Below are 25,257 nucleotides of genomic sequence, written 5' to 3' on the forward strand. Positions count from 1 at the left end.
AAATATTTTACACAAGTGCAGGGAAATAGGGCGAAATGAATTAAAAACCTTGCACTTGTATATGTAAATAATCTTATAAATGACTGAAAAATAAATATATTAGCGTTTTTCAGCAAGCCCTAAGTAAATGATTTAAAGATAGTATATTTTATTAAAATTTTAAAGTCAGTATCTATTGCTCAGAGTACGAAGATGTTTCTTTTACGAGAAACCTCTTTTTTTATTTGAAATAATCTTTACTCTGTCAAAAATATCCGAACTAACCAAATTTGCTAAAGCAAAAAAAAAATACTATATTTACTGTATATTAAAAAGAGACCACTGGCAAAACCATGATTTTCACAAAAAAATGAAAAAAAAACCGACATACTCAGAATTGGAAAAAGAAAATAAACTTCTTCTCAAAAAATTATCCGATAATGAATATGACACAAAATTTAACAGCTTTTTTAAAAACAATAAAGCTGTAATGCTCGAAGTTGATACTTCAACAAAACAAATTATAAATGCAAATGATGCTGCAATTAACTTTTACGGATATAAAAAAGAAGATTTACTTAAAAAATCAATATATGATTTAAATACTTTATCTGCCGATGAGATTGATAAGCTGATGAAAGAAGCAATCTCAAAAAAGTCAAACCTGTTACAATTTAAACATAAATTAGCAGGCGGCACTATTAAAGATGTCGAAATTTATGCATCTCCGCTTAAAGTTAACAACAAACTTCATTTGTTTACTACTGTTTTTGACATCTCGACAAGAAAAAAAGCAGAAGAAAACCTAAAAACCCGAATTGAAGAATTTATATCATTAAGTGCAGAATACAAAGTACAAAATAAAATACTAAAAGAAGCAAAAGAAAAAGCCGAAGAAAATGAAAAAAAGTTTTCGGTTCTTTTCAATAATGCCTCAATAGGTATTTTAGTAGCAGATGTTAAAACAAGAAAATTCCAATTTGCAAACCCGGCAATATGTAAATTGCTTGGATATACCGAAAATGAATTAAAAAAGATGAGTGTTAATAATATTCATCCTAAAGAATCATTAAATAGTGTAATTGCAGAATTTGAAGCTCAGGCAAAAAAAGAAAAAACATTAGCCCCAAATTTGCCTTGCCTAAGAAAAGACGGCTCAATTATTTACACAAACATTAACACAACCTCCTATGTTATAAATAATGTAAAATATAATATCGGATTTTTTACGGATATTACAGAACAAAGAGAAACCGACTTAAAAATAAAAAAACAAAATGAAGAATATGCAGCATTAAACGAAGAATATAAAACCCAAAATGACGAACTTATTAAAGCCGTTGAAAAAGCTAAAAAAAGTGAACAACGCTATAAATTACTCTCAAATGCAAGCTTTGAAGCAATATTTATTTCAGAAAACGGATATTGCATAGAACAAAACCAAACCGCCTCAAAAATGTTCGGATATTCTGATGAAGAAGCAGTAGGACTATTTGCAACTGAAATTTTTGATGAAGAAAGCAAGCAAATTGTTATTAACAATATTAAGAACGATTATAAAAAACCCTATGAAGTTATTGCAATAAAAAGAGACGGAACAAAATTCCATGCCGAAATTCAAGGAATTACATACTACCATAAAAACAAAAAACTAAGATTTAGTGCAATAAGAGATATTACCGAAAGAAAAAAAGCAGAAGCAGCCAAATTAGAAAGCGAAACTAAATTTAAAACAATTGTTGAAACAGTTAATGATTGGATATGGGAAATTGACAGAAACGGAGTATATACATATTCAAGTCCAAATGCATTTTCTATATTAGGCTACACAAAAAATGAAATCCTCGGAAAAACACCTTTCGACTTTATGCCCGAATATGAAAAAACAAGAATTAATAAAATATTTACAGATATTATTAAACAAGGAAAACCGATAAATAAAATCGAAAATATTAACATCCACAAAAAAGGAAATGAAATTATTCTTGAAACCAGAGGTGTTCCCTTCTTTGATTCAAACAACAACTTACTCGGCTACAGAGGTGTTGACAGAGATATAACATACAGAAAAAAAACAGAAAAAGAACTAATTAAATTAAAGATGGCAGTAGAACAAAGTGCAAATTCTATCGTCATTACCGATACCGAAGGATTGATTGAATACACAAATCCCAAATTCTCTGAATTAACCGGATATTCTAAAAAAGAAACACTCGGAAAAAACATAAACTTTCTTAAAGCAGGAACACAAGAAAAAGAATATTATGAAAAAATGTGGAAAACTATTACTAACGGAAAAGAGTGGGAAGGTAAGTTTCATAATATAACAAAAAAAGGGGAACTGTTTTGGGAAAAAGTAAGAATTACACCTTTAAAAAATAACGACGGCAAAATAGTTAACTTCATTGCAATTAAAGAAGATATTACAGCTGAGAAAAAAACAAAAAAACAACTGTCACTTGCACACGAAACAATAAAAGAAAACGAAATATACCTCAGTAATATCCTGAACACGGCTAACGAAGGTCTGTGGATTATTGACACAAACTCAATTACTCTTGATGTAAACAAAGAAATGTGCAAAATTTTAGGTCTTACCGAAAAAGAAGTCATTGACAAATCAATATTCAATTTCGTTGATGAAAAAAATTCTCTAATTTTTAAAGAGCAATTAAAAAAGAGAGCAAAAGGAATTTCTTCAAATTATGAAATTGAACTTTTATCAAGTTCCGGAAAAGTTACTCCCTGCTTATTCAAAACAACACCTATTTACAATTCAGAGAAAGAAAGAATCGGTTCTTTTGCAATGGTTACAGACATTTCAGAACTTAAAGATGCCTACAATAAATTAGACACAAAAAATAAAGAACTTATTAAAGCAAAAGAAAAAGCCGAAGAAAGTGACAGATTAAAAACCGATTTCATTAATAATATGTCGCATGAAATCAGAACACCCATGAACGGAATAATGGGTTTCTCCGAACTGCTTAATACTCCGAACTTAACAGCAGAAAAACTCAAAAACTATATCAGTATTATTCAAAACAGCGGGCATCAACTAATGAGAATTATTGATGATATATTGGAAATTTCAAAACTCGGAACCAAGCAAATTAAAGCAACAGAACATAAACTATGTTTAAATGATTTACTTTATGAGCTGTTCTCGATATTTGATATAAAAGCAAAAGAAAACAAAACACCATTATATTTAATTAAAGGGCTCTCGGACAAAAAAAGTACAATAACTACCGATGAATCAAAACTAAATAAAATACTCAGTAATTTATTAGAAAATGCACTAAAGTTTACCAATACGGGTTATATTGAATTCGGCTACAATATTATTAACAACAAAATTGAAATATATGTAAAAGACACAGGAATAGGCATTAAACCTGAGAAACAAAAAACAATATTTGAAAGATTCTCACAAGAAGACGAAGGAATATCCGCTATAGTCGGAGGTTTAGGCTTAGGTTTATCTATTGCAAAAGAAAATGCAGAACTTCTGGGCGGAAAAATTACCGTAAAATCTGAAAAAGGTAAAGGCTCTGTTTTTTTAGTTACAATTCCTTATAAACCCGTAACTGTTACAACAGATGAAATTGAACAGAAAAAAAAGAAACCCAAAGATTTAAAATCAAACAAAATATTAATTGTTGAAGATGAAGAAATAAATTTTTTATACATTGAAACATTAATAGAAACATTTGATATTAACTGTAAAATAATACACGCCAAAACAGGTAAAGATGCTGTTGAAATTTGCAAAGCTAAAACAGATATCGACTTAATTCTTATGGACATTAAAATGCCTGTAATGAACGGCTATGAAGCAACAAAACTAATAAAAGAAATACATCCCGACATTCCTGTCGTTGCTCAAACTGCATATTCTACTCCCGAGCATAAAAATAAAGCAAAAGCTGCCGGATGTGATGACTATATATCAAAACCGATTAAACAAGAAACATTAATTTCGATTATTAATAAATATCTTAATTAAATGAAACAAAGTCAAAAAAGCAATAATAAAACTTGCTGTAAAGAAAATAAATTAAAAATTCTATTAGATTTATCTGAAGAAATTATTATTGAACTCGACTCTGACGGAAATATTATTCTTGCAAATAAAAAAGCTTGCAAACTTTTAGGGAGTAAAGAAAACGAGATAATAGGGAAAAACTGGTTTGACAACTTCATTCCTGAAAAAACAAAAAACGAAATATTACCTGCCTTCAAAAAATTATTTAACGGAAAAATAGATAATATTGATTTTTATAAAAATCCTGTTTTAACAAAAACAGGTGAAGAAAGATTAATTTTATGGCATAACACAACAACTAAAAATAAAAAAGGTAAAATCATATCTCTTTTAAGTGCAGGAAATGACATAACAGAACATAAAAAAACAAAAAAAGACCTTAAAGAAAGTGAAGAAAAATATAAAAATATTATTGACAATCTTATAGATATTTATTATCGAGCCGACCAATTCGGAAATCTAACAATGCTCAGTCCCTCGGGGCTTAAAATATTCGGTTACAAAAACCTCGATGAAGTAATAGGGCGTTCGCTCAATATTTTGTATAAAACAGAAGACGAACGAAATAAATTTGTCTCTTTGCTTAAAAAATTCGGCAAAGTAGAAAACTACCGTACAATGCTGACAAGTGAAAACGGAAAAGAAATTTATGTTGAAACTACCGCCAATATAATATTGAACGACAAAGGGAATTATATAGGTGTTGAAGGCATAGTAAGAGATATTACCGAAAGAAAAAAAGCGGAAATGTTTTATCAAAAAACCGTAAATTCATTAAGTGAGCCTTTACACATAATAGATAAAGATTATAAAATAATTTTTGCAAATGCAGCATTTTTTAAACTCTTAAAAAGTCTTAGCCTCTCAACAGATATCATAGGTAAAAAAGTATATAAAGCTTTTGATCTTCCTTTTGAAAGAGTAATAAAAGAATACAAAAAAGTTTTTAAGACAGGTAAAGAGCTTAAAGTACAAGAAGTTACAAGAATAGGAACTAATACTATACATACAAAAACAACAAAAACTCCCATTACTGAGAACGGCAAAGTAGATAAGATAATTACAAGCTTTGTTGATATTACCGAAAGAAAAAAAGCTGAAGATAAACTCATTTCAGCAAAAGAAAGAGCAGAAGAAAGCGACAGGTTAAAAACCGAGTTTATAAATAATATGTCGCACGAAATCAGAACTCCGATGAACGGAATAATTGGCTTCTCACAACTTCTCGACAATCCTGATCTGTCATACCAAAAATTAAAAAACTACATCAACATTATTCAAAACAGCGGAAAACAATTAATGCGTATTATTGATGATATACTTGAAATTTCAAAACTCGGAACAAAACAAGTAAAAACAAATGAATCAAAAATTTGTTTAAACGATTTATTGTTAGAACTGTTTTCTATTTTCAGTATTAAAGCCAAAGAAATCAAAATTCCGTTATATTTCAAAAAAGGACTTCCCGACAAAGAAAGTTTCATTATAACCGATGACTCTAAATTAAGTAAAATTCTTAGTAATTTGCTTGAAAATGCTTTAAAATTTACAAATGAAGGTTATATTGAGTTCGGCTACTCCTTAAACCACAATCAAATTCAAATTTTTGTAAAAGATACCGGAATAGGAATTGACTCTGAAAAACAAGAACAAATTTTTGAACGTTTTTCGCAAGAAGAAGAAACTATTTCAAAACAAGCGGGAGGCTTAGGCTTAGGCTTATCCATTGCAAAAGAAAATGCCGAATTAATAGGAGGCAAAATTACGCTGACATCCGAAAAAGGCAAAGGTTCAACTTTTTATTTAACTATACCTTATAAAACTGAATTTATAAAAAACTAAAGCTTTATTACTGAATTGTATCTATTCCTGAAAAAAGAAAATTACCTCCTGTTTTTTTAAAACGCAATACTATTTCGTTGCCTGATACAAAACCGTCTTCAGGGTCAGAATCGGTAACGGTAATAAAAAATTTAAAGTCGGCATCAGGCTCATTAGATCTTATAATCCGCATTTTGCTTTCATCATCAAGCCTTGCCATAACATTATCGTCAAAAATTTGAGGCATTTCATAAGTATAAAATTCATCAAATTTCAGATAGAAAAAATTATCAAAATCAATAATAACTTTTTTATCGTTTGCAGAAGGTAACTCATCGGCTGCAGAAGCTAACAACTTCAAATCTCCCATTTGCATAGAAAACTTAACCGAATCAGTACAAATATTCTTTAAAGAACTTTTATCTGAATTTTTAACAGCTTTTTTAAATTCTGTCCATGTTTGAAGCAACTCCGGTTCAGTCTGAATATCAGCAATATCCTGTCCGAAAATATTATTAAACGTAAAAAAAAGCGAGATAAAAAAAAGAATTCCGGTTTTCATCAAAAAAAGTATTTTAAAATTTGTTATGTTATTATGAGCAACAGAAATGATAAACGCATAAAAGACAGTAAAAATCACATAAACCAAAATAAATACTATTTTATCATTTTATTATTTTTTAAAACATGCTTTTTATTAACAATTTGACGAAAAATTGTTAATAACTTGGGAAAGTCTTGTTTTTCGTTTTGTTTTTTAAAAAAAACAGCAATTTACTTTGACGAAATTATTCAATAATAATTTTCTCGCCTAAAAATTTCGGTTTTGTACAAAGAATAAAAACATCAAGTATTGCTTTTATACGAGCAAACCTTTCTCTGATTCGTGTTTTTAAACCGTTTCTTCCGTGAAGGTCTTTTGCATTATACCCTACGGCATTTATTCCGTTATGTTTCGCAATAAATATAGCTCGCTCATTATGAAACTGTTGCGAAATAAATGTAATGCTTTCTTGTCCGAATACTTCTTTGCTTCGAATAACCGAATCAAAAGTTCTGAAACCGGCATAATCTAAATAAATACGTTTGGCAGGAATTCCTCTTTTTACCAAATCATCTTTAAATGTTTGCGGTTCGTTATAACTTGCTGCCGAGTTATCTCCGCTGACAAGTATGTATTTTATTTTGCCTTTTTTGTAGAGTTCAACAGCAGCATCAATTCTATATTTATAGTAGTAATTTAAACTTTTACCGATATATTTTGAAGTACCGAGCAATAAACCGACTTTATTTTTCGGTATTTCATCAATATCATTATAACATAACTTCTTTTGAGCTTTAAAAATATTTTCGGAAACAATAAATAAAGTAAAAATCGACAATATTATTATTGCTGATATTCTTTTTATTTTTTGAATAAATCTTTTCAAATCTGTTTAATTTATCTGCAAAAATAGAAGAATAATAGTTACGGTATGAATTATTTGAGAAAACAGTAAATATTTCCTGTAGTTTACCGATTTATTCACACCGTAACTTGCGAAGATATTTATGCTTTTTGCATTTTCAATAATGCCTCATACCACTTATCCATTCCCTCGCCTGTCGTTGCAGAAACTTCAATAAATTCTAAATGATGATTTACCCGAAGAGCGTAGTTTTTTGCTGCTTTCATATCAAAATTTACATAAGGCAGAAGATCTATTTTATTAATGATGCAGATATCAGCATTTTCAAACATGGTCGGATATTTTATCGGCTTATCTTCGCCTTCGGTTGTGCTCATAATCACAAGCCGTTTGGCTTCTCCCAAATCAAATAATGACGGACAAACTAAATTCCCCACATTCTCAATAAAGACAATTGAGTTATCTTTAACATCTAACTTTTTAACAGCCTTATTAATCATATCCGCATCCAAATGGCAACCGTTTCCGGTATTGACCTGAATAACAGGTGCTCCGGCTTTGCCTATTCGCTCAGCATCATTCATCGTTTGTTGGTCGCCTTCAATGATGTATAATTGAACTTTATCTTTTATATCTTTGATTGTTCTTTCAAGCAAAGTTGTTTTTCCCGAACCCGGAGAACTCATCATATTAATCGTAAAGATATTTTTTGCTTCAAAATAACCTCTGTTTCGTTCTGCCAGAAGATTGTTTTGACTTAAAATATCCGTTTCCAAATTTATTTGATGAGAATGACTGTGCTCGTGGTGGTGATGCCCGTAAGAATGATTGTGCTCATGTGCATTTGTTTCGGCTTTTTCACCGAATACCGTCATTGTTATTTTGTTTCCGTCGCCTTCGCAACCGCAAGTTGTACACATAATAAAAATGTTTATTTGCACTTCGACTTTGCTCAGTGCAGGTTATTGACTGTTGATTATTTTAATCTACTAAAATTGATTTTACTTTCATCTCTTTGCCTTGTAATATTTCTGTTTTGTATGAATCGCATTCGGGACACAAGGTATAAACATTTTCGGTTTTAAATTCATGCTTGCAATCTACACATTTTGATTTTGCCTGAATGATATTAATTTTTATTTCGGCATCTTTCAGCATTGTTCTTGGTTTTATGCTGTCGAATGCAAAGTTCAAAGCATCCAATTCAATGCCTGAAACTGTTCCTATATCCATTTCTAATTCTGTAATCTTATTTGCATTTGCTTTCTTTGCTTCACTTTCAGCAATATCAACAATACTTGCCACAATTGACATCTCGTGCATACCTATTATCTTTTGTTCAAAGTTAAGTCAAAAAAAACTTACCGGAAATGATATATGTCAGTATCCGGATATATTTTTATAAACCGGGGAAAGATTATCATGTGACTATTCAAAAATAATTTCGTTTATATTGAACACATGTTAATAGTAAAGATAAATTAAATATTTCGTATATTTGTAAAAACAAATTGTTTAATGAGTAACGAAATAGATATTGGAAAAATAGTAAGCCATTGGATAAAAACATCTGATGAAGATTTTGATGCTGTGAACTCCTTGTTTAAATCTAAAACTTATCATTGGGCATTATTTTTAGGTCATATTTCTACAGAGAAATTATTAAAAGCATACTTTGTTAAAGTTAAAAAGAAACACTCGCCGCCAATCCATAATTTATTAAGAATTGCTGAAAAATGTGAACTTGAACTAACAGAAGAGTATAAAGATTGGTTAGATGCAATCTCATTATTTAATATTAATGCAAGATATGACGATTTTAAACGTGAATTCTATAAGCAATGTACAAAAGAATTTACAAAACTTTGGATTGAACGAATTAATGAAATAAGAGAATGGATAAGACTGAAATTATAAATATCGTAAATGAATTTGCAACAAAAGTTGCAGAAAAATACGACTGCGTCAGTATAGTTCTTTTCGGCTCTTACGCAAAAGGTTCGTATCATATTGACAGTGATATTGATATAGCAGTAATACTGAAAGATTATGATAACCTTATGAATATTCAACTTGAATTAATGAAGTTGCGAAGAAAAATTGACAACAGAATTGAACCCCACCCGATAAAAGAAAGTGATTTTAATGAAGGAAATCCTTTGGTAAATGAAATTAAAAAATACGGTAAAACAATAAATATAAACGTTGCTTAATAATCTACATAAACCATAAAAAAAGTTGTTTACACTTTTGAAGTGCTAAACAACTATCATAAGTTCAGAGCATCCGATTAAATACCTGCAACAGTTCCTATATCCATTTCTAATTATGTTATCTTATTTGCATTTGCTTTCTTTGCCTCGCTTTCGGCAATTTCAACAATGCTTGCTACAATTGACATCTCGTGCATGCTTCTTATCTTTTGTTCAAAAGTAAGCCAAAAAAAACTTATAGGCTATGATATATGTCAGTATCCGGATATATTTTATGATTGTTTTAAATTATTGTCATTATTATATGTCATTCATTTAGAAAAAAATAACCGAAAAAGATTATCTTTGGACTTGAATACTACTCTGAAAATATTATATGACAAAAGAAAATGCAATAAGATTATTTCAAGACCAAAGAGTACGTGTACATTGGGATGAAGATAATGAAAAATGGTATTTCTCAATTATTGATATAGTCGGAATTTTGACTGAAAGTTTAAATCCAAGAAAATATTGGAGTGTATTAAAGACCAGACTTAAAAAGGAGGGTAGTGAGTTGGCTACAAATTGTAGTCAACTGAAAATGCAATCTGCAGACGGGAAATTTTACAAAACAGATGTTGCAGATACAGAGCAACTTCTTCGTTTAATTCAATCTATTCCGTCACCAAAGGCTGAGCCTTTTAAACTTTGGCTGGCAAAAGTGGGTTATGAAAGAATTGAAGAAACAGAAGATCCGGAGTTAGCTTTTGACAGAGCAATGGAAATTTACCTTAAAAAAGGATACTCTAAAGAATGGATAAATCAACGTTTAAAAAGTATTGAGGTTAGAAAAGAACTAACTGATGAGTGGCAGGAAAGAGGAATGAAAGAAGGTTTAGAGTATGCGATATTAACCAACGAAATAACAAAAGCTTGGGCAGATAGAGATATAAAATCATACAAAAAATTAAAAGGACTTAAAAAAGAAAACTTGCGAGATAATATGACTAATTTAGAATTAGTTTTAAATATGTTGGCAGAAGCATCGGTTACTGAAATATCGAAAGCAAAAAAACCAAAAGGTATAGAAGAGAATAAAGATGTAGCCCAAAAAGGAGGTAATGCTGCGAAAAAAGCACGATTAGAAATTGAGAAACAAACAGGTAGATCAATTGTGTCTTCTAAAAATGCCAAAGAATTACAGCTAAAAAAAGATGATAGAGATGAGAGTATTGAAGAATAATCAAGAAAGTTACCAAAACCAATATTAAATATTACCGGCTATGATATATGTCAGTATCCGGATGTATTTTTATTAAAAAGGAAAAAATAAGTATGTAACTATTCTGAAATAATTTTGTAACTTTGTATCATTAGCAATACAGAAAACACTATTTTTAACTATGGAAACAATTATTATACAAGCAAAAGACAAAAAAGAAGCTGATTTTTTAAGAAAATTGCTTTTAAAATTGAATATTACCATAAAAAAGAAATATCCGGAACCTTCTAATATTGATTTTGTTTCTGAAGAAGAACAAAAAGAAATTGAAAAAGAACTACAAGACCCCGATACAAATGAGATTGTTAACAGTGAAACTACAAAACTGTGACGGTAAAAATAAACTATTCCAAAAAGTCGGATAAATTTCTGAAGAAAAATCAATCTGTTATCAGTCAAAAGGAAGTTAGTGAACTTGTAATATTTTCTTTGCGAAGAATTATATTATCGGAAGATATTAATATTGATTTAAAAATGATGCGAGGTAATTATAAGGGATATTACAGAATTCGAAAAGGAAACATACGTATTGTTTTTCAATTAGAACAAAACGAGATAATAATTGCATCGGTTATGACAATAGGTTTCAGAGGGGATGTCTATTAATATTTTAATCTTCAAAAATTGCTGGAATCTTATTTCCTCTAATGTTTTTATCATTTTCTAGATCAATGAAATTTGATTAATTGAATTAAAAACAATATATTCGATGCTCAAAATAGCCTTGCAGGTATAATCGAAATAATCGCAATAGAAAGGGGTGTACATTGGTTTATACATGTTTAGGTGAAACCAAATATAAGATTAAATGACTTTAATAATTAATGACATTCATATTAAAAGAAATCAAAAGGAAGCATATATCGTTGCATGTGCTGACAGAAGGTTAACATATAGAAAGGAATTAAATCCAAAGAAAAAGTATAACTCTGGGAAAAAATTATTTAAAATTGAATATCTAAATTCATGTGTTTCCTTTTGGGGGAATGCTATTGCCAAAAATAAATCGCAAAATTACGAATTACTTTCTTCTTGGATACCTAATTTTATTCGCCACAATTCAGACTGTAAAACACTCCTCGAATTTTCTGAAAGATTAAGAGATAGATTAAACAAATATATGCATACTGACCATTTAAGAAATGAAGCATCAGGTTTCCATTTGTCAGGGTTTAATGAAAATTCGCTTCCTGAATTTTTCCATTTTTCCAATTGCCAATGGAACCCAGAGAAGAATAAATACACTAACATCACTTGGAAATTTGGAAATGTAGCAGACGATTTTCTGGGGCGAGATTTTCCTGGGGAATTCAAGTGGGATAAAAAAGAATGGAATTCCATACAATTTGTCGGGACTCAAACATATAGAAATGGAGATATTAAAATCCATGTATCCGCTTGGAAAAAACTTGATGAAACCTTTGACGAAATATTTTCACATCCCAACTTCAAAACCAATAAAGAAAAAAATGAAGATACAATTAAGAATCTTTACAAGTTCAAGTTAGATTTTATTGGAGCTGTTTATTCAAATTGGGGAACTGTAAAGAATGTTGGAGGGCCATTTGATATAATGATTTTAAAACCTAAAAAGGGAGTAGCTAACAAAACCTGAACTACATTAAAACGCCGTTTAGTAATCCGTTAATCCCAATTATAGTTTTCAATACATTACAAAAAATGCCGTACATCAGTACGGCATTTTTCAATTATTTGTATTTGCTTTACTTCAAATTATGTTTCTTAACAAAATCAGTTAATAAACCGTCTAAATCAGGTTTTCCGATTTCTTGAAGGTCATAAAATACTCTTGCAGTCGGCTTTTTGATGTTAATAATACGGGTTAAATCAATAGGCGTTCCGATAACAACAACATCACAATCGGTATTGTTAATTGAAGTTTCAAGATCTTTTAATTGTTCATCACTGTAACCCATTGCCGGCATTAATTCACCGATATTCGGATAAATTTCAAAAGTTTCAGCTAATTTACCGACTACGAAAGGTCTCGGGTCAACAATTTTACCTGCTCCGAATTTAAGTGCTGCAACAGTTCCTGCTCCGAGTTTCATTCCACCGTGCGTTAAAGTAGGTCCGTCTTCAACAACTAAAACTCTTTTGCCTTTAATGACTTCGTAGTTTTCAACTCTTAATGGAGATGCTCCGTCAATTACAACCGCTTTCGGATTTACTTTCGCAATACTTTCTCTTACGGTTTGAATACCTTCGGGAGATGCAGAATCCATTTTATTAATAACAATGGCATCAGCAAGTCTTAAGTTTACTTCTCCGGGGTAATATGACAATTCATCTCCCGGTCTGTGCGGATCGGCAACTGTAATGGTTAAGTCAGGTTTATAAAATGAGAAATCATTATTTCCGCCGTCCCAAAGAATAACATCGCATCCGTCAGGATCTTTTTCGGCAGCTCTTACAATTGCTTCATAATCAACACCTGCATAAATTACATTTCCGCGAACAACATGCGGTTCGTATTCTTCCATTTCCTCAATGGTACATTTATGTTTTTTCAAATCTTCAACAACAGCAAAACGTTGAACTCTTTGAGCGATTAAGTTACCGTAAGGCATAGGATGGCGAACAGCGATTACTTTTAATCCCATACCCATCAAATACTCAATTACTTTACGTGAAGTTTGGCTTTTACCGCAACCGGTTCTTGTAGCAACAACAGAGATAACCGGTTTAGTACTTTTTACCATTGTGTCATCAGGTCCTAATAAGTGAAAGTTTGCACCTGCGGCATTAACAATTGCACTCATTGCCATCACTTTCATATAAGTAACATCGCTGTATGAAAAAACGCAATCGTCAACATTATGTTCTTTGATTAATTTTTCTAAATCTTCCTCTGCATAAATCGGGATTCCTTGCGGATATAAATCACCTGCAAGTTCTGCAGGGTATTTTCTTCCGTCAATATCAGGAATTTGAGCGGCTGTAAAAGCAACTACATTATAATCTTCATTACCGCGATAATAGGTGTTAAAGTTGTGAAAATCACGACCGGCGGCACCAATAATAATTACATTTTTCTTTGCCATTTGTGTTATACTTTAAATTATTAAAATGTTTTTGTGAACGGAAACAAAATTAAAATATTTGAGCAATAAAACAAATGATGCTGTTCTTTAACATTGTTTTTATGAATAAAAAAAGACTGTCCTAAAAAGACAGTCTTTAAATTTTGTTCATATAAATTCTTATTTAATGCCGCATTTTTTTGCAATATCAGCAGGTACGGCATCTTTATGTATCATAATCGCAATTGTTTTAACTTTCACATAGTCTTTTGACATAAACAGATAGCCTCCGTAATCATTATAATTTCCCCAAGAGTTTTTAGTAATATAATACAATCGTCCGTCTTTATCTTTTGCAGTTCCTGTTATGTGCATTAAATGATCATCAGTAGTTTTATAATTTTCAAAAGTAATTTGTCTGTATCTTTGAAAACCTTCGTCTTGAACTTTTTTAATATCTTTCTCCGATAAGTCAGCTTTTCCGGTTTCGTTATCAAAACCGTCTTCTGATACGTCTCCGTCCCAATCTACCGAATAACCTTTTTCAATAGCATAATCCATAATCTGCATTAATTCATCAATGGTAACATTGTAGTATCTGTCATGCGACCAATTATCCGGAATTTCCAAATCAAACTCTTCATAATACGGATGATGAGAATATGAAGTAAATTCAATATAATCTTCAATTTTAAATCCTATTTCGGATTCATTAAAAGATTTAGGGTTGTATTCTTTATCTCCTACTTTGAAATTTACGGGAACTGCACCCATATAACTGTCTAACACGCCTTTAAATGCCATGTACCAGGCTGCACCCAAAACTTTTTCATTTTTTGCTGCATTTATAACAATTGATTCTAAGTTTTTAACCATATCAACATGATAATGGTAGGGCAAATCATATTCTCGTCCTAAATATGCAGACTCGGGAACTAATCCGTAATTTTTAATAACATTTAACACATCATGTGCCTGACCGCCTTCCGAAAAATTAGCTTTTCCGTGAAATTTGGTGTAATCTTCGGCTTTATTAAGATAAGCATAGTAAACAAAATACATTTCGGAAAGATTGTATTCCTTTTTTCCCATTCTTAATGCTTCCGTTTCAATAAAAGAAGTTGTTGCATAAGACCAGCAGGTGCCTGTACCCTGCTGATTATCAACAGGTGATGTTTTAATTTGTTTAATTATCGTAAAATCAGGATGTTTTTGGGAATATACATTAGTTAAACTGAAAATTCCGGCAATAAGTAAGATTAGTGTTTGTTTCATTTTTATTATTTTTCTTTAATAATTTCTCCGATTAGTGTAGCCGAAGTGCAAGATAATACTTTTGCATTAATATAATCTCCGATTTTTGATTTTCCTTTAGGAAAAACAATTACTTTATTTTGAGAGTTTCTTCCGAAGTAAAATTCTTCAGATTTTTTTGAAACTCCTTCAACCAATACCTCAAAGATTTTGCCAATATCTCTTTTGTTGCTTTCTAATGATAAATTACGTTGTAATTCAATAACTTCGCTCAATCTTCTTTTCTTTGTTTCTTCACCAACATCATCTTTATAATTTCTTGCTGCATAGGTATTGGGTCTCTCAGAATATTTAAACATATATGCAAAATCATAAGCAACTTCTTTCATTAGTTTTAATGTATCTTGATGGTCTTCTTCGGTTTCGCCGCAATAACCGGAAATCATATCGGTTGAAATTGCACAATCGGGAATAATTTTGCGGATTGCTTCAATTCTGTTTAAATACCATTCGCGAGTATATCCTCTTTTCATCTTTTCAAGCATATTGTTGCTTCCGGATTGAACAGGCAAGTGTATATATTTACAAATATTTTTGTGTTCTGACATTGTTTTAATAACCTCATCATTAAAATCTTGCGGATATGAAGTTGCAAATCTTATTCTTATATCGGAATCAACTTCTGCCGTCATTTTCAGCAAAGCTGCAAAATTAACTTCTCCTTTATTCCAGTTGTATTTATCAACATTTTGCCCGAGCAAAGTAACTTCTTTATATCCTTCAAAAATAACTTGCTTTAATTCTTTTAAAATATCTTTCGGGGCTCTGCTTCTCTCCCGCCCTCTTGTAAACGGAACGACACAGAAAGCACACATATTGTCGCAACCTCTTGTTATTGAAATAAATGCAGACACTCTGTTTTTGTCTCGTCTTACAGGGCTTATTTCGGCATAAGTTTCTTCTCTTGAAAGAAGAACGTTAATTGCTTTGCTGCCGGTTTCAACTTCTTTAATTAAATTAGGCAAGTTTCTGTATGCATCAGGTCCGGCAACAATATCAAGTATTTGCTCTTCCTGCACCAATTTTTCTTTCAAACGCTCAGCCATACAACCTAAGATACCGACTATTAAACCCGGTTTTTTTTTCTTTAAAGAATTTAATGCAATTAATCTGTTTCTTATTTTTTTTTCGGCATTATCTCTTACTGCACATGTATTAATAAAAATAATATCTGCGTCTTTTTCATCATCAGTTATTGCAAAACCGTTATCAATCATAATTGAAACAACCAATTCGCTGTCGGCAACATTCATCTGGCATCCGTAGGTTTCAATATATAATTTGCCGGCATCTCCTTTTAAGTTTGCCTGTTTTAACCTTTGTTCTGATGTTTTATAATTCTTTAAATTAACAATCTCCATCCGTTTATATTATCTTTCATATTTTTGAATTGCCAAAAATAAAAAATCTTATCACTATTCTATATAATAATATTAATATTTTGACAATTATGTTAAATGTTATTATATGTTAAAGGAAATTAATTGTTGTTTTTGTTAAATAATAATAGCAACTTTGCGGGCTTATTTTCAGAGATTAATGAATATGAAATATATCAATACAGTTATTACGGGAACCGGAAGTTATATACCGAAAGTCGTAAAAAAGAATAAAGATTTTGTTAATCAAGATTTTTACGATGAAAAACAAGAGAAAATAATTGCCCCCGGTAAATTAATTACCAAAAAAGTAAACGAAATTACCGGTATCGAAGAAAGGCGTTATGTTAAAGAAGATCAAATAAATTCTGACATTGCAAGTTTAGCGGCACAAAAAGCGATTGATGATGCAGGAATTGATAAAGAGACTATCGATCAAATTATATTAGCTCAAAATTACGGAGATTTGCACCACGGCTCAGTTCAACCTGATACTGTACCGAGCATTGCCTCACGTGTAAAATATAATATCGGAATTAATAATCCTTCGTGTGTTGCTTATGATATCTTATTTGGATGTCCGGGGTGGATACAAGGAATAATACAGGCTCACGCATTTATTAAAGCAAAAATCGGAAAACGTTTTTTAGTAATCGGTTCGGAAACATTATCAAGAGTTTCTGATAAATATGACAGGGATTCAATGATTTATGCTGACGGTGCAGGTGCTGTTATAATCGAAGCTGTCGAAAGCAATGAGAAAGCGGGCTTATTATCTTTTTCAATGCAATCAGATACAATAAAAGAGGTATATTATTTATTCGGGGGGAAATCAAATAACCCTAATATTGACCAAAGTGATAAATACATTAAAATGCACGGACGAAAGATATATGAATACGCATTATCCAATGTTCCGCAAGCTATGAAAAAATCTTTTGACGAAACAGGGTATGAATTATCTGATTTAAAAAAAATATTAATTCATCAAGCAAATGAAAAAATGGATTTGGCTATAGTAGAACGGTTTTATCATTTATATAAAAAGAAAAATGAAATGCCGAAAGATATAATGCCTATGAGTATAACTAACTTAGGAAATAGTTCAGTTGCAACAATTCCTACATTATACAACAGTATTTTAAAAAACAAATATCCGAAACATAGTATTAACAAAGGAGATATTTTATTATTTGCATCAGTCGGTGCCGGAATGAATATTAATTCATTCGTTTATAAGCAATAATTTTAAACCCTGAGTTCGATATAAGATTTATCTTGCGTTTAATCGGATTCATTTGTTCTTCCGGCATTTGCCCCCCAATGCGACCATCCGGTAATTTTTTTATTACCTGTATTAATCGCATGTAATTTACCGTTTGCCGAAGTTACGAATATCCAGCCTTTATCTGCAACAGGCTGATAACGAATAGGTTCTTTAATATCGTAAGTTTCTATTTCTTTGCCTGTGTTTTTATCCGAAATGATAACTTTCCCCGAATAAGTTGCAATAATTATATAATCAGAAACCGACAAAGGAGGTGTTCCCATAAAACCTCCGGATTTAGTCATATCTCCCGAAATTTCATGTTCCCAAATAACTTTTCCTGTTCTTGAATCAGTACAAATTAATACATCTCCCATTGTATTGTAGTTTTTTCCGTCTCGGTTTAAAGTTCTTGAACCTTGAAAAGATTGCAAAGATGAAACATTTGATTGTCCGACATTCTCATTTGCAGCATACCAACCTGAGTTAGAAGGAGCACCGCCTGCAAATCCGTTTCCTGCATCATCGGCAACAGAAGCAGTTTTTAACTCGGTTCTTTCTTGAACTGTTTTATCTAAATATGGTGCATATTTTTTATGATGTTCTTTTAATGAATTTTCTTTTTCAAAATTAAACGAAACAATACCTTCGCTGACATTTTCTCCTTCCGAATCGGAACGTTTGCTTATAAAAATATTTCCGTCAACAATCATAGGTGCAGATGTTGCTCGCATTGCTTTTACAGAAATAATTTCGCCTGTTTTTTGATTAAACTTAAATAATGTTCCCGGAAAGGTTGTAACATAAACAAATTCGTCTTTTGCAACCGGTGCAGACATAACATCACCGTCAATTCTGTTTTGCCAAATAATTTCGCCTGTATGTAAGTCGAAAGCTACAAAAACATGGGAGGTATTTATTGAAATTGTTGTATCGTTTATTAGTTGCGAGTTGCCGGTAGTAATAATCTCGTTTTTTTGATTAAAGTTTATACCTTGACTTTGAATGTTTAATTTTGCATTCATACCGGAAGGGTATGCCGAAAAAACTATATTGCCTGCAATTGTCGGCATTGACATTAAAGGATCTCCCATCCACCAAGACCAAATTTGCTCACCTGTTTTTATATTACACGCAAAAATTGTGCATGATTCTGTATTAAAAACAATTATGCTGTCTCTTATTGCAGGAGAAGACGGTCCGTCATCATCTAAGTTAACAGCCCAAATATTTTGACCGCTTTTTGCATCAAATGCATAATATTGTTTACTTCCGAAACCTCCGCTTACATACACAACGCCGTTTTTAACAGCCGGTGTCGGAATATTTGTATTTTTTCCGAGATTTATTACATAACCGTAATCTGTTTTTTTCAAATAATTACTAATTTGTGTTGCACTTACATGTCCGGGTCTGAATGAATTACTCGGCTTATATTTTTTATCAGAATTAAGTTTTATATATTGCTCGGTAACATCAATTATTAAAGAGTCAATACTGTCATTATGAACTTTAATTATAACTTCATCTTCCGTAATTTTGGCTTCAACAGGTTTAGAAATAAATGATAAAAAATAAATCAAAGCAATTATCAATACAGAAGGGAAAGCAAATTTTATTGTTTTCATAGTATTTTAATTATAGGTACACAAATAAGATGAAAACAGACATCTGTTTCCATATAAAATGAAAGTATTTTTTTCTTTGAATAAATAAACAGGGGTTTAGTTCAAGGGAATGCTGAAATAAAATTCAGAGCCTTTATTTACATCTGATTTTATCCATATTTTTCCGCCTAACAGGTTTACGATATTTTTTGAAATTGAAAGCCCGAGACCGGCGCCTCGATATAATTTTTCTCCTTCATTTTCTAATTTAGTAAACCTGCTGAAAATTTGTTTTTGTTGCTTTTCGGTCATCCCTATTCCTGTATCTTTTACTTTAAAAACCAAAAATTGTTTTTCGTCAATCAGTTCTTCTGTAAAAGAGACTTCAATAAAGCCTTTTTCGGTAAACTTTAAAGCATTGTCAATTAAATTAATTAATACTTGCTTTAATCTTACTTTATCTGTATATAAATTAAGTTCCTTGTTTTTATTTTTAATAAAGTTAAGATTTACATTACCGCTAAGCTCAGCCGTTTGTTTTTTATCGTATATTTCAATTAACTCGTCAAAAACATCATCAATGCAACATTTTCCTTTATTAATTTCTAACTGCCCCGCTTCAATTTTTGAAACATCAATTATATCATTAATTAGTCGAAAAAGACTGTCTCCGCTTTTAATAATATATGATGTCAGTTCTTTTCTTTTTTCTTTATCTAAATCTTTTTTATTCAGCAAATTTGAAAATCCCAAAATTGCATTCATAGGGGTTCTGATTTCATGAGACATGTTTGCGAGAAAGGAAGATTTTAATTTATCTGCTTTTTCTGCTCTTTCTTTTGCAACTACAAGTTCTGAATTTTGTCGTTTATATTCTTTATTCAGTATTAAATATTCTGTGTTTTGGCTTTTAAGTTCTTTTGTAAGTCTTTTATTCTTTTTAAATGAAGCGGAGAACCTTTCGGCAATATTTAAAGATTGAAAAATAATATATGCAGCAAAGCCGTATATCCCGAAATATCCGGTCTGCAAGTAGCCAAGTGCAAATAAATTATCATTCATGTTTGCAATAAATAACAATATCATTCCTATAAATGCCCATATTGCACCTTGCCGTTTATGAATAATTGCTCTCGGTAAAGAGTAAAAAATAAAATATACAGATACAATGAAAATGAATATTATTTTCATCATAATATGTTTCCGCACCCAACTTATATCAAAAAACAAGCTGGATATCAATAAAAATCCGGAAAATATTAGAATGAGAATTAACAGCCGTTTATTAACCTCTTTTTTAAACAGCACATAAAAAAACAAAGAAATAAGAGCCGGATAAAGTGAAATTACAAGGTGAAATAATCTGGTAATTGTATTAAACCCGGGATTAACAATATTCTTGAGCATTGTATCATTACCGACAATTCCGAGAATAACTACTAATAATGCAAGAATTGAAAAAATTATGTTTGAATAATCTGTCCTTCGATATAAAAACAGAATAAAATGGTAAATTCCTATAATGAAAATAATGCTTATAACGGAAATTATAATAATAAGTTCAATAATTTTCAGAGAAAATAGTGTTTCAACTTCACCTATACGAACAGGGTTTATAATTCCGGCTCTTCTGTCGTTAAAATTTGAAGCTTGTATAATTAATTCATTTTCTTTTTTAAGGTAAAGAGGAATAGTCAACAGTAATTCTAAATCAGGTTTATACTCTGATTTTGTTTTTGCAATTTTTCCGACTTCATTCAGCAATTTACCGTTTAACCAAACTTTACAGGCAGTAAAAATTCTTTGGTTTGCAATAACAACCGGAGTTATTGTATCTTTTGCAAGAATAATTAAGCGATAAGTTGCATAGGCATTTTCCGAATATTTATTTCCTGATTGCTTTGTCCATGATTTAGGGACATGTATAAATTCTTTTTTAAGTAAATTGCTTTTGTTTTTAAAGTCATCCGGACTAAATAATTCTCTGTAATAAAATTCCCATTCTCCGTTAAGTTGTATTATTCCGTCGGTTTTAAAGTTATGCTCAGTTATATCAATTATTCCTTTTTCGGCAATATAATCTTTACTTTTTTTTGTATTACAAGAAAACAATAAAATACCGGCAAGTATAAATATATAAGTTTTATATTTTTTAAGTAATTTCATTAAAAAAACTTAAACTTTTTGAAGCAATATTCTTCAAATATAAGAAAAAAGTTCTTTTATCATTAAATAATTTTTAATTATTTAATGATAAACCTCAACCTGAAATAAAAAAAGCTGCTCATAAAAAGAGCAGCTTAATTGTGTAGTTTTTTTCAATTAATAATGTTGAAGGTAAAATGAACTTTAAGGTTTAGGTTAATAATTCAAAACTCATTTCTTTATAGATGTTTTTATAATATAATTTCCATACTTTTTAAAAACTTTTTTAAATACCGTCTGCTTTTTCGGCAAATTTTTCATAATTTACCAACCATGCTGCTGCATTTTTCACATATCTTCCTGTTCCTGCATGATCCCACGAAATGTATAAGCGAGTAAAACCGCCGTCAAGAATTAATCTTTTTCCGTCTTTCTCGTAAGTTGCTGTTACTAAGTTGCTTTCATGTCCATATATTAACGGCTGTAAAACTTGTTGTTTGTCTTGTAAAGTTGCAATAGTTATACCTTCATAAACATATTCCAAACCTGTTGTAATAAGATGTCCCGGTGTAAGCCCTGTCATTTTCTTTTTATTATTAAGTCCTACAACTTCGTTTCCGGGTAAATTTCCCAACATTTTAACACCTATTAAATAATCTGAAACATAATTTGCATCTGCATAATAAGGTTCATTATCTCCCCAGATATAAACACCTTTGCCGCTGTCGAAAAACTTCTTAATTACTTTCAGATGGTCAGCATTTAATTTTTGAGTATAGCTTGAAATAATCCATAACTGACAAGCTTTATCAAGCGATTTTTCAAGTTCCTCAGCCGAAGGCGGGTTATTAATATATCTGTAAACGGAGAAACCTTTTTCTTTTAAAGCAGCTTTTGGCAATGAGAAATCGAATCCTTCTCCGGTGTATAAGTGTAATACAACAATTGTTTCTCCTTGGAAAGCACCGTCAATAGCTAAATCATATTGATTTCCGTCTGCATTACCGTGTTTATCTGATTCAACTTTTACTCTTCTTACTCCACCTGTAGCTTCATCAACAGACTCTCCGTATATTGTATTTTGAGCTGCACATTTGTTATAAACTTGTGCTTTCATTTCTCCCATAAAAAAGAAAAAAAGCAAAATAAAAGCAATAACAAATGTTAAATAAATTCCTAATGTTCTTTTTGCGGTTAATTTTTGTGTGTTGTTTTCCATAATAAATAGTTTTAAAATTTCCTTATCGTTTGTTTTATCCAGATGATAAAAATTGAAAATTCCACAAACCAAATATATTATTCAGATATTTTTTTATTCAAACTACAAAAATGCAAGCATATAATCACTTAGTTTTAATGTGACTACAGTAAGAAAAAAGAATTTTAGAAAAGAGGTTATTTATTCTCTGTAATTTTATTTACTAAACGTTCTAATTTATCGGAAGCACGTTTAAAAAATTTATAACGATGTATTTGAGAAACACCGCTTATCAAATTTGACTTTTTTATTAAATTATCCAGCCAAACTTTTGTATCTTCAACAAAGCCGGGGTTACCGCTTATTATTTTGTTAAAAGTATGTACACTTAAATAAATAGACTCGATGTCTGCTTTTTTTGTGTAGATGCAATTATTTCCTATTTCAATTTGGCTGTAATACAAACTAAAGTTTCCTTCTGCACCTGTAAGTTTAACATTTTTGTTTCCTATTTCTGCTTGTTTACTTAGCGTGTCAATTTCATTTTGTGCTTGCTCACAAACCCTTAAAGCATCCTCTTGTTTTGCAAAATTACCTGAATCCCAGTAAAATTCAATTTGTTTTATTAATCCGTTTATTGTTTCGTCCGTCCAAATTTCAACTGACGGAATTTTGCAATAAACTTCAAATATTTGCTTTCCGAGATCGGCAAATTCAGGACTTATATGTTCAACCGAAAATTGTTTATCGATTAAAGAAGGAGCATTAACAACTGCTTTCATCCAATAGAACATTTTAAAAGCAGATAATTCGGGGTAATTAAAATGATGAAAAATGGGAACATCAATCGCTGCATATATAATTTGCTTATTTTCAGAACGTTCTATTTGCAACATATCGTTTAATATTGAAGTCAGATAGGTTCTGAAACCGGTAAAGTTTCCCATCGGTTCGTAATTAAACGCTATATTTTTTGTTTGGTGTGTAAATAAATCGAATGAAATATTATAATGTGTACAAAGTTTATAAATTTCATTAATACTCAACAAGGTTTCTCCTCTTATTCGCCGGTAAATACTGTCTGTACTGATGTCCAAAACATCGGCAAGTTCATCGGCAAAAGAATTTGCAGAAGGAATCAATTCCTTAATTCTGTTCAAAAAATTTATTTGTAAAGAATTTTCTTTGGACATATTACCGATATTAAATTCGTTCAATTTGTGCTCCGAGTGCGTTTAATCTTGTATCAATGTTTTGATAACCTCTGTCTATTTGTTCAATATTATGTATTGTGCTTGTTCCTTCGGCAGACATTGCCGCAATAAGTAATGCTATTCCTGCTCTTATATCAGGAGAAGTCATAGTTGAAGCTCTCAGGCATTGTTCTCTGTTTAAGCCTATTACGGTTGCTCTGTGCGGGTCGCATAAAATAATTTTTGCACCCATATCAATTAACTTATCAACAAAAAACAAACGACTTTCAAACATTTTTTGATGGATTAAAACACTGCCTTTTGCTTGTGTTGCAGTTACCAGAATAACACTTAAAATATCGGGTGTTAAACCGGGCCAGGGAGCATCTGCAATAGTCATTATTGAACCGTCGATAAAAGTTTCTATTTCATAATTTTCTTGTGCTGGAATATTAATATCATTTTTAACTTGTTCGACTTTAATACCGAGTTTTCGAAATGCTTGCGGTATCATTCCGAGGTCATTAATATTTACATTTTTTATAGTGATTTCAGAAGATGTCATAGCTGCCAAGCCGATAAAACTACCGACTTCAATCATATCGGGCATAATTTCATGTGTGCATCCTCCGAGGGATTTTACGCCTTCAATAATAAGCATATTTGAGCCTATTCCGGAAATTTTTGCCCCCATACTATTCAACATTTTACTTAACTGCTGCAAATATGGCTCGCAGGCAGCATTGTAAATTGTTGTTTTTCCTTCTGCAAAAACAGATGCCATAAGAATATTTGCCGTTCCCGTAACCGAAGCTTCATCCAAAAGCATATATGCTCCTTTAAGTTCCTCGCCTTCAACGGAGTAAACACCGTTATTTCCGTCATAATTAAATTTTGCACCTAACTTTTTAAAGCCCAAAAAATGTGTATCTAATCTTCTTCTGCCTATTTTATCTCCGCCGGGAGCCGGTATGAATGCTTTTTTGAAACGAGCCAATAAAGGTCCCAGAATCATAACGGAACCTCGTAATCTTGCACCTTGTTTTTTATATTCTTCCGTCAGCAAATAATCAGTATTTATATTTTCTGCTTTAAAAATATAATCAGTACTATTAAGTCTTGTTACCTGAACTCCCATTTTATTCAGAAGTTTTATCAGGTTATTTACATCTAATATATCGGGTATGTTTTTGATTGTAACTTCTTCGGGTGTAAGCAAAACGGCACAAAGAATTTGTAATGCTTCATTTTTTGCTCCCTGGGGTATTAATTCTCCGCTTAATTTTATTTCGCCTTTTATTCTGAAAGATGACATTCTTCAATAAGTTTTAAAAAATTATTACGTGCAAATTAATGTAAAACATTGCAAGAGAATA

Annotated in this window: 21 protein-coding genes; 9 read left to right on the forward strand and 12 right to left on the reverse strand. The window is 30.9% G+C overall.

The window, feature by feature from the left end; translation table 11 throughout:
* Positions 1-349 precede the first annotated feature (349 nt).
* The gene (locus L3J35_02415; GenBank protein ID MCF6365033.1) at positions 350-3,988 is read left to right on the forward strand and encodes a PAS domain S-box protein; all 3,639 of its coding nucleotides are present in this window, start codon (positions 350-352) and stop codon (positions 3,986-3,988) included.
* Positions 3,989-5,869, forward strand: coding sequence for a PAS domain S-box protein (locus L3J35_02420; protein MCF6365034.1), 1,881 nt, complete (start codon positions 3,989-3,991; stop codon positions 5,867-5,869). It begins immediately after the preceding gene.
* A gap of 7 nt (positions 5,870-5,876) precedes the next feature.
* On the opposite strand, the gene L3J35_02425 is transcribed toward L3J35_02420, so the two are convergent.
* The 4 genes from L3J35_02425 to hypA form a co-directional block, all read right to left on the reverse strand.
* Positions 5,877-6,410, reverse strand: a complete 534-nt coding sequence (locus L3J35_02425) for a hypothetical protein (GenBank protein ID MCF6365035.1) — start codon at positions 6,408-6,410, stop codon at positions 5,877-5,879.
* 226 nt (positions 6,411-6,636) lie between these two features.
* On the reverse strand, positions 6,637-7,209 hold the full coding sequence (locus L3J35_02430) for a YdcF family protein (protein ID MCF6365036.1): 573 nt from the start codon (positions 7,207-7,209) through the stop codon (positions 6,637-6,639).
* 188 nt (positions 7,210-7,397) lie between these two features.
* Positions 7,398-8,177 (reverse strand): hydrogenase nickel incorporation protein HypB, encoded by a 780-nt coding sequence (gene hypB, locus L3J35_02435; protein ID MCF6365037.1) that lies wholly within the window; start codon positions 8,175-8,177, stop codon positions 7,398-7,400.
* 61 nt (positions 8,178-8,238) lie between these two features.
* The gene (gene hypA, locus L3J35_02440) at positions 8,239-8,580 is read right to left on the reverse strand and encodes a hydrogenase maturation nickel metallochaperone HypA (GenBank protein MCF6365038.1); all 342 of its coding nucleotides are present in this window, start codon (positions 8,578-8,580) and stop codon (positions 8,239-8,241) included.
* A gap of 195 nt (positions 8,581-8,775) precedes the next feature.
* Here hypA and L3J35_02445 point away from each other — a divergent pair, with 195 nt between their 5' ends.
* The 6 genes from L3J35_02445 to L3J35_02470 all read left to right on the forward strand — a co-directional run bounded on the left by L3J35_02445 (position 8,776) and on the right by L3J35_02470 (position 12,349).
* Entirely contained in the window at positions 8,776-9,174 is a 399-nt protein-coding gene (locus tag L3J35_02445) for a HEPN domain-containing protein (protein MCF6365039.1), read from the forward strand.
* On the forward strand, positions 9,153-9,470 hold the full coding sequence (locus L3J35_02450; protein ID MCF6365040.1) for a nucleotidyltransferase domain-containing protein: 318 nt from the start codon (positions 9,153-9,155) through the stop codon (positions 9,468-9,470). The genes L3J35_02445 and L3J35_02450 overlap by 22 nt, the downstream gene beginning before the upstream one ends.
* Positions 9,471-9,846: 376 nt before the next feature.
* Positions 9,847-10,695 carry a Bro-N domain-containing protein gene (locus tag L3J35_02455; protein ID MCF6365041.1) on the forward strand — a complete coding sequence of 283 codons (849 nt, stop codon included), beginning with the start codon at positions 9,847-9,849 and terminating at the stop codon, positions 10,693-10,695.
* Between the two features lie 160 nt (positions 10,696-10,855).
* On the forward strand, positions 10,856-11,065 hold the full coding sequence (locus L3J35_02460) for a hypothetical protein (protein ID MCF6365042.1): 210 nt from the start codon (positions 10,856-10,858) through the stop codon (positions 11,063-11,065).
* Positions 11,062-11,340, forward strand: coding sequence for a hypothetical protein (locus L3J35_02465; protein ID MCF6365043.1), 279 nt, complete (start codon positions 11,062-11,064; stop codon positions 11,338-11,340). The genes L3J35_02460 and L3J35_02465 overlap by 4 nt, the downstream gene beginning before the upstream one ends.
* Before the next feature lie 202 nt (positions 11,341-11,542).
* Complete coding sequence (locus L3J35_02470; GenBank protein MCF6365044.1) at positions 11,543-12,349, forward strand: hypothetical protein; 807 nt, start codon at positions 11,543-11,545, stop codon at positions 12,347-12,349.
* Positions 12,350-12,458: 109 nt separating this feature from the next.
* Here L3J35_02470 and L3J35_02475 read toward each other — a convergent pair whose 3' ends face one another.
* The 3 genes from L3J35_02475 to miaB all read right to left on the reverse strand — a co-directional run bounded on the left by L3J35_02475 (position 12,459) and on the right by miaB (position 16,453).
* Entirely contained in the window at positions 12,459-13,799 is a 1,341-nt protein-coding gene (locus L3J35_02475) for a cyclic 2,3-diphosphoglycerate synthase (protein ID MCF6365045.1), read from the reverse strand.
* Between the two features lie 159 nt (positions 13,800-13,958).
* A complete protein-coding gene (locus L3J35_02480; protein ID MCF6365046.1) occupies positions 13,959-15,053 on the reverse strand; it encodes a C1 family peptidase in 1,095 nt (364 codons plus the stop codon).
* A 5-nt stretch (positions 15,054-15,058) separates the two neighbouring features.
* Positions 15,059-16,453, reverse strand: coding sequence for a tRNA (N6-isopentenyl adenosine(37)-C2)-methylthiotransferase MiaB (gene miaB, locus L3J35_02485; protein MCF6365047.1), 1,395 nt, complete (start codon positions 16,451-16,453; stop codon positions 15,059-15,061).
* A gap of 184 nt (positions 16,454-16,637) precedes the next feature.
* Here miaB and L3J35_02490 point away from each other — a divergent pair, with 184 nt between their 5' ends.
* Positions 16,638-17,717 (forward strand): 3-oxoacyl-ACP synthase III family protein, encoded by a 1,080-nt coding sequence (locus L3J35_02490; GenBank protein MCF6365048.1) that lies wholly within the window; start codon positions 16,638-16,640, stop codon positions 17,715-17,717.
* 38 nt (positions 17,718-17,755) lie between these two features.
* Here L3J35_02490 and L3J35_02495 read toward each other — a convergent pair whose 3' ends face one another.
* The 5 genes from L3J35_02495 to murA all read right to left on the reverse strand — a co-directional run bounded on the left by L3J35_02495 (position 17,756) and on the right by murA (position 25,196).
* Positions 17,756-19,366, reverse strand: a complete 1,611-nt coding sequence (locus L3J35_02495) for a PQQ-binding-like beta-propeller repeat protein (GenBank protein MCF6365049.1) — start codon at positions 19,364-19,366, stop codon at positions 17,756-17,758.
* A gap of 96 nt (positions 19,367-19,462) precedes the next feature.
* Complete coding sequence (locus tag L3J35_02500) at positions 19,463-21,511, reverse strand: ATP-binding protein (GenBank protein MCF6365050.1); 2,049 nt, start codon at positions 21,509-21,511, stop codon at positions 19,463-19,465.
* 265 nt (positions 21,512-21,776) lie between these two features.
* The gene (locus tag L3J35_02505) at positions 21,777-22,709 is read right to left on the reverse strand and encodes a hypothetical protein (protein MCF6365051.1); all 933 of its coding nucleotides are present in this window, start codon (positions 22,707-22,709) and stop codon (positions 21,777-21,779) included.
* A gap of 176 nt (positions 22,710-22,885) precedes the next feature.
* On the reverse strand, positions 22,886-23,848 hold the full coding sequence (locus L3J35_02510) for a helix-turn-helix domain-containing protein (GenBank protein ID MCF6365052.1): 963 nt from the start codon (positions 23,846-23,848) through the stop codon (positions 22,886-22,888).
* 43 nt (positions 23,849-23,891) lie between these two features.
* A complete protein-coding gene (murA, locus tag L3J35_02515) occupies positions 23,892-25,196 on the reverse strand; it encodes a UDP-N-acetylglucosamine 1-carboxyvinyltransferase (protein ID MCF6365053.1) in 1,305 nt (434 codons plus the stop codon).
* Between the last annotated feature and the right edge of the window lie 61 nt (positions 25,197-25,257).

Source organism: Bacteroidales bacterium, assembly GCA_021648725.1.
Lineage (GTDB): Bacteria > Bacteroidota > Bacteroidia > Bacteroidales > JAADGE01 > JAADGE01.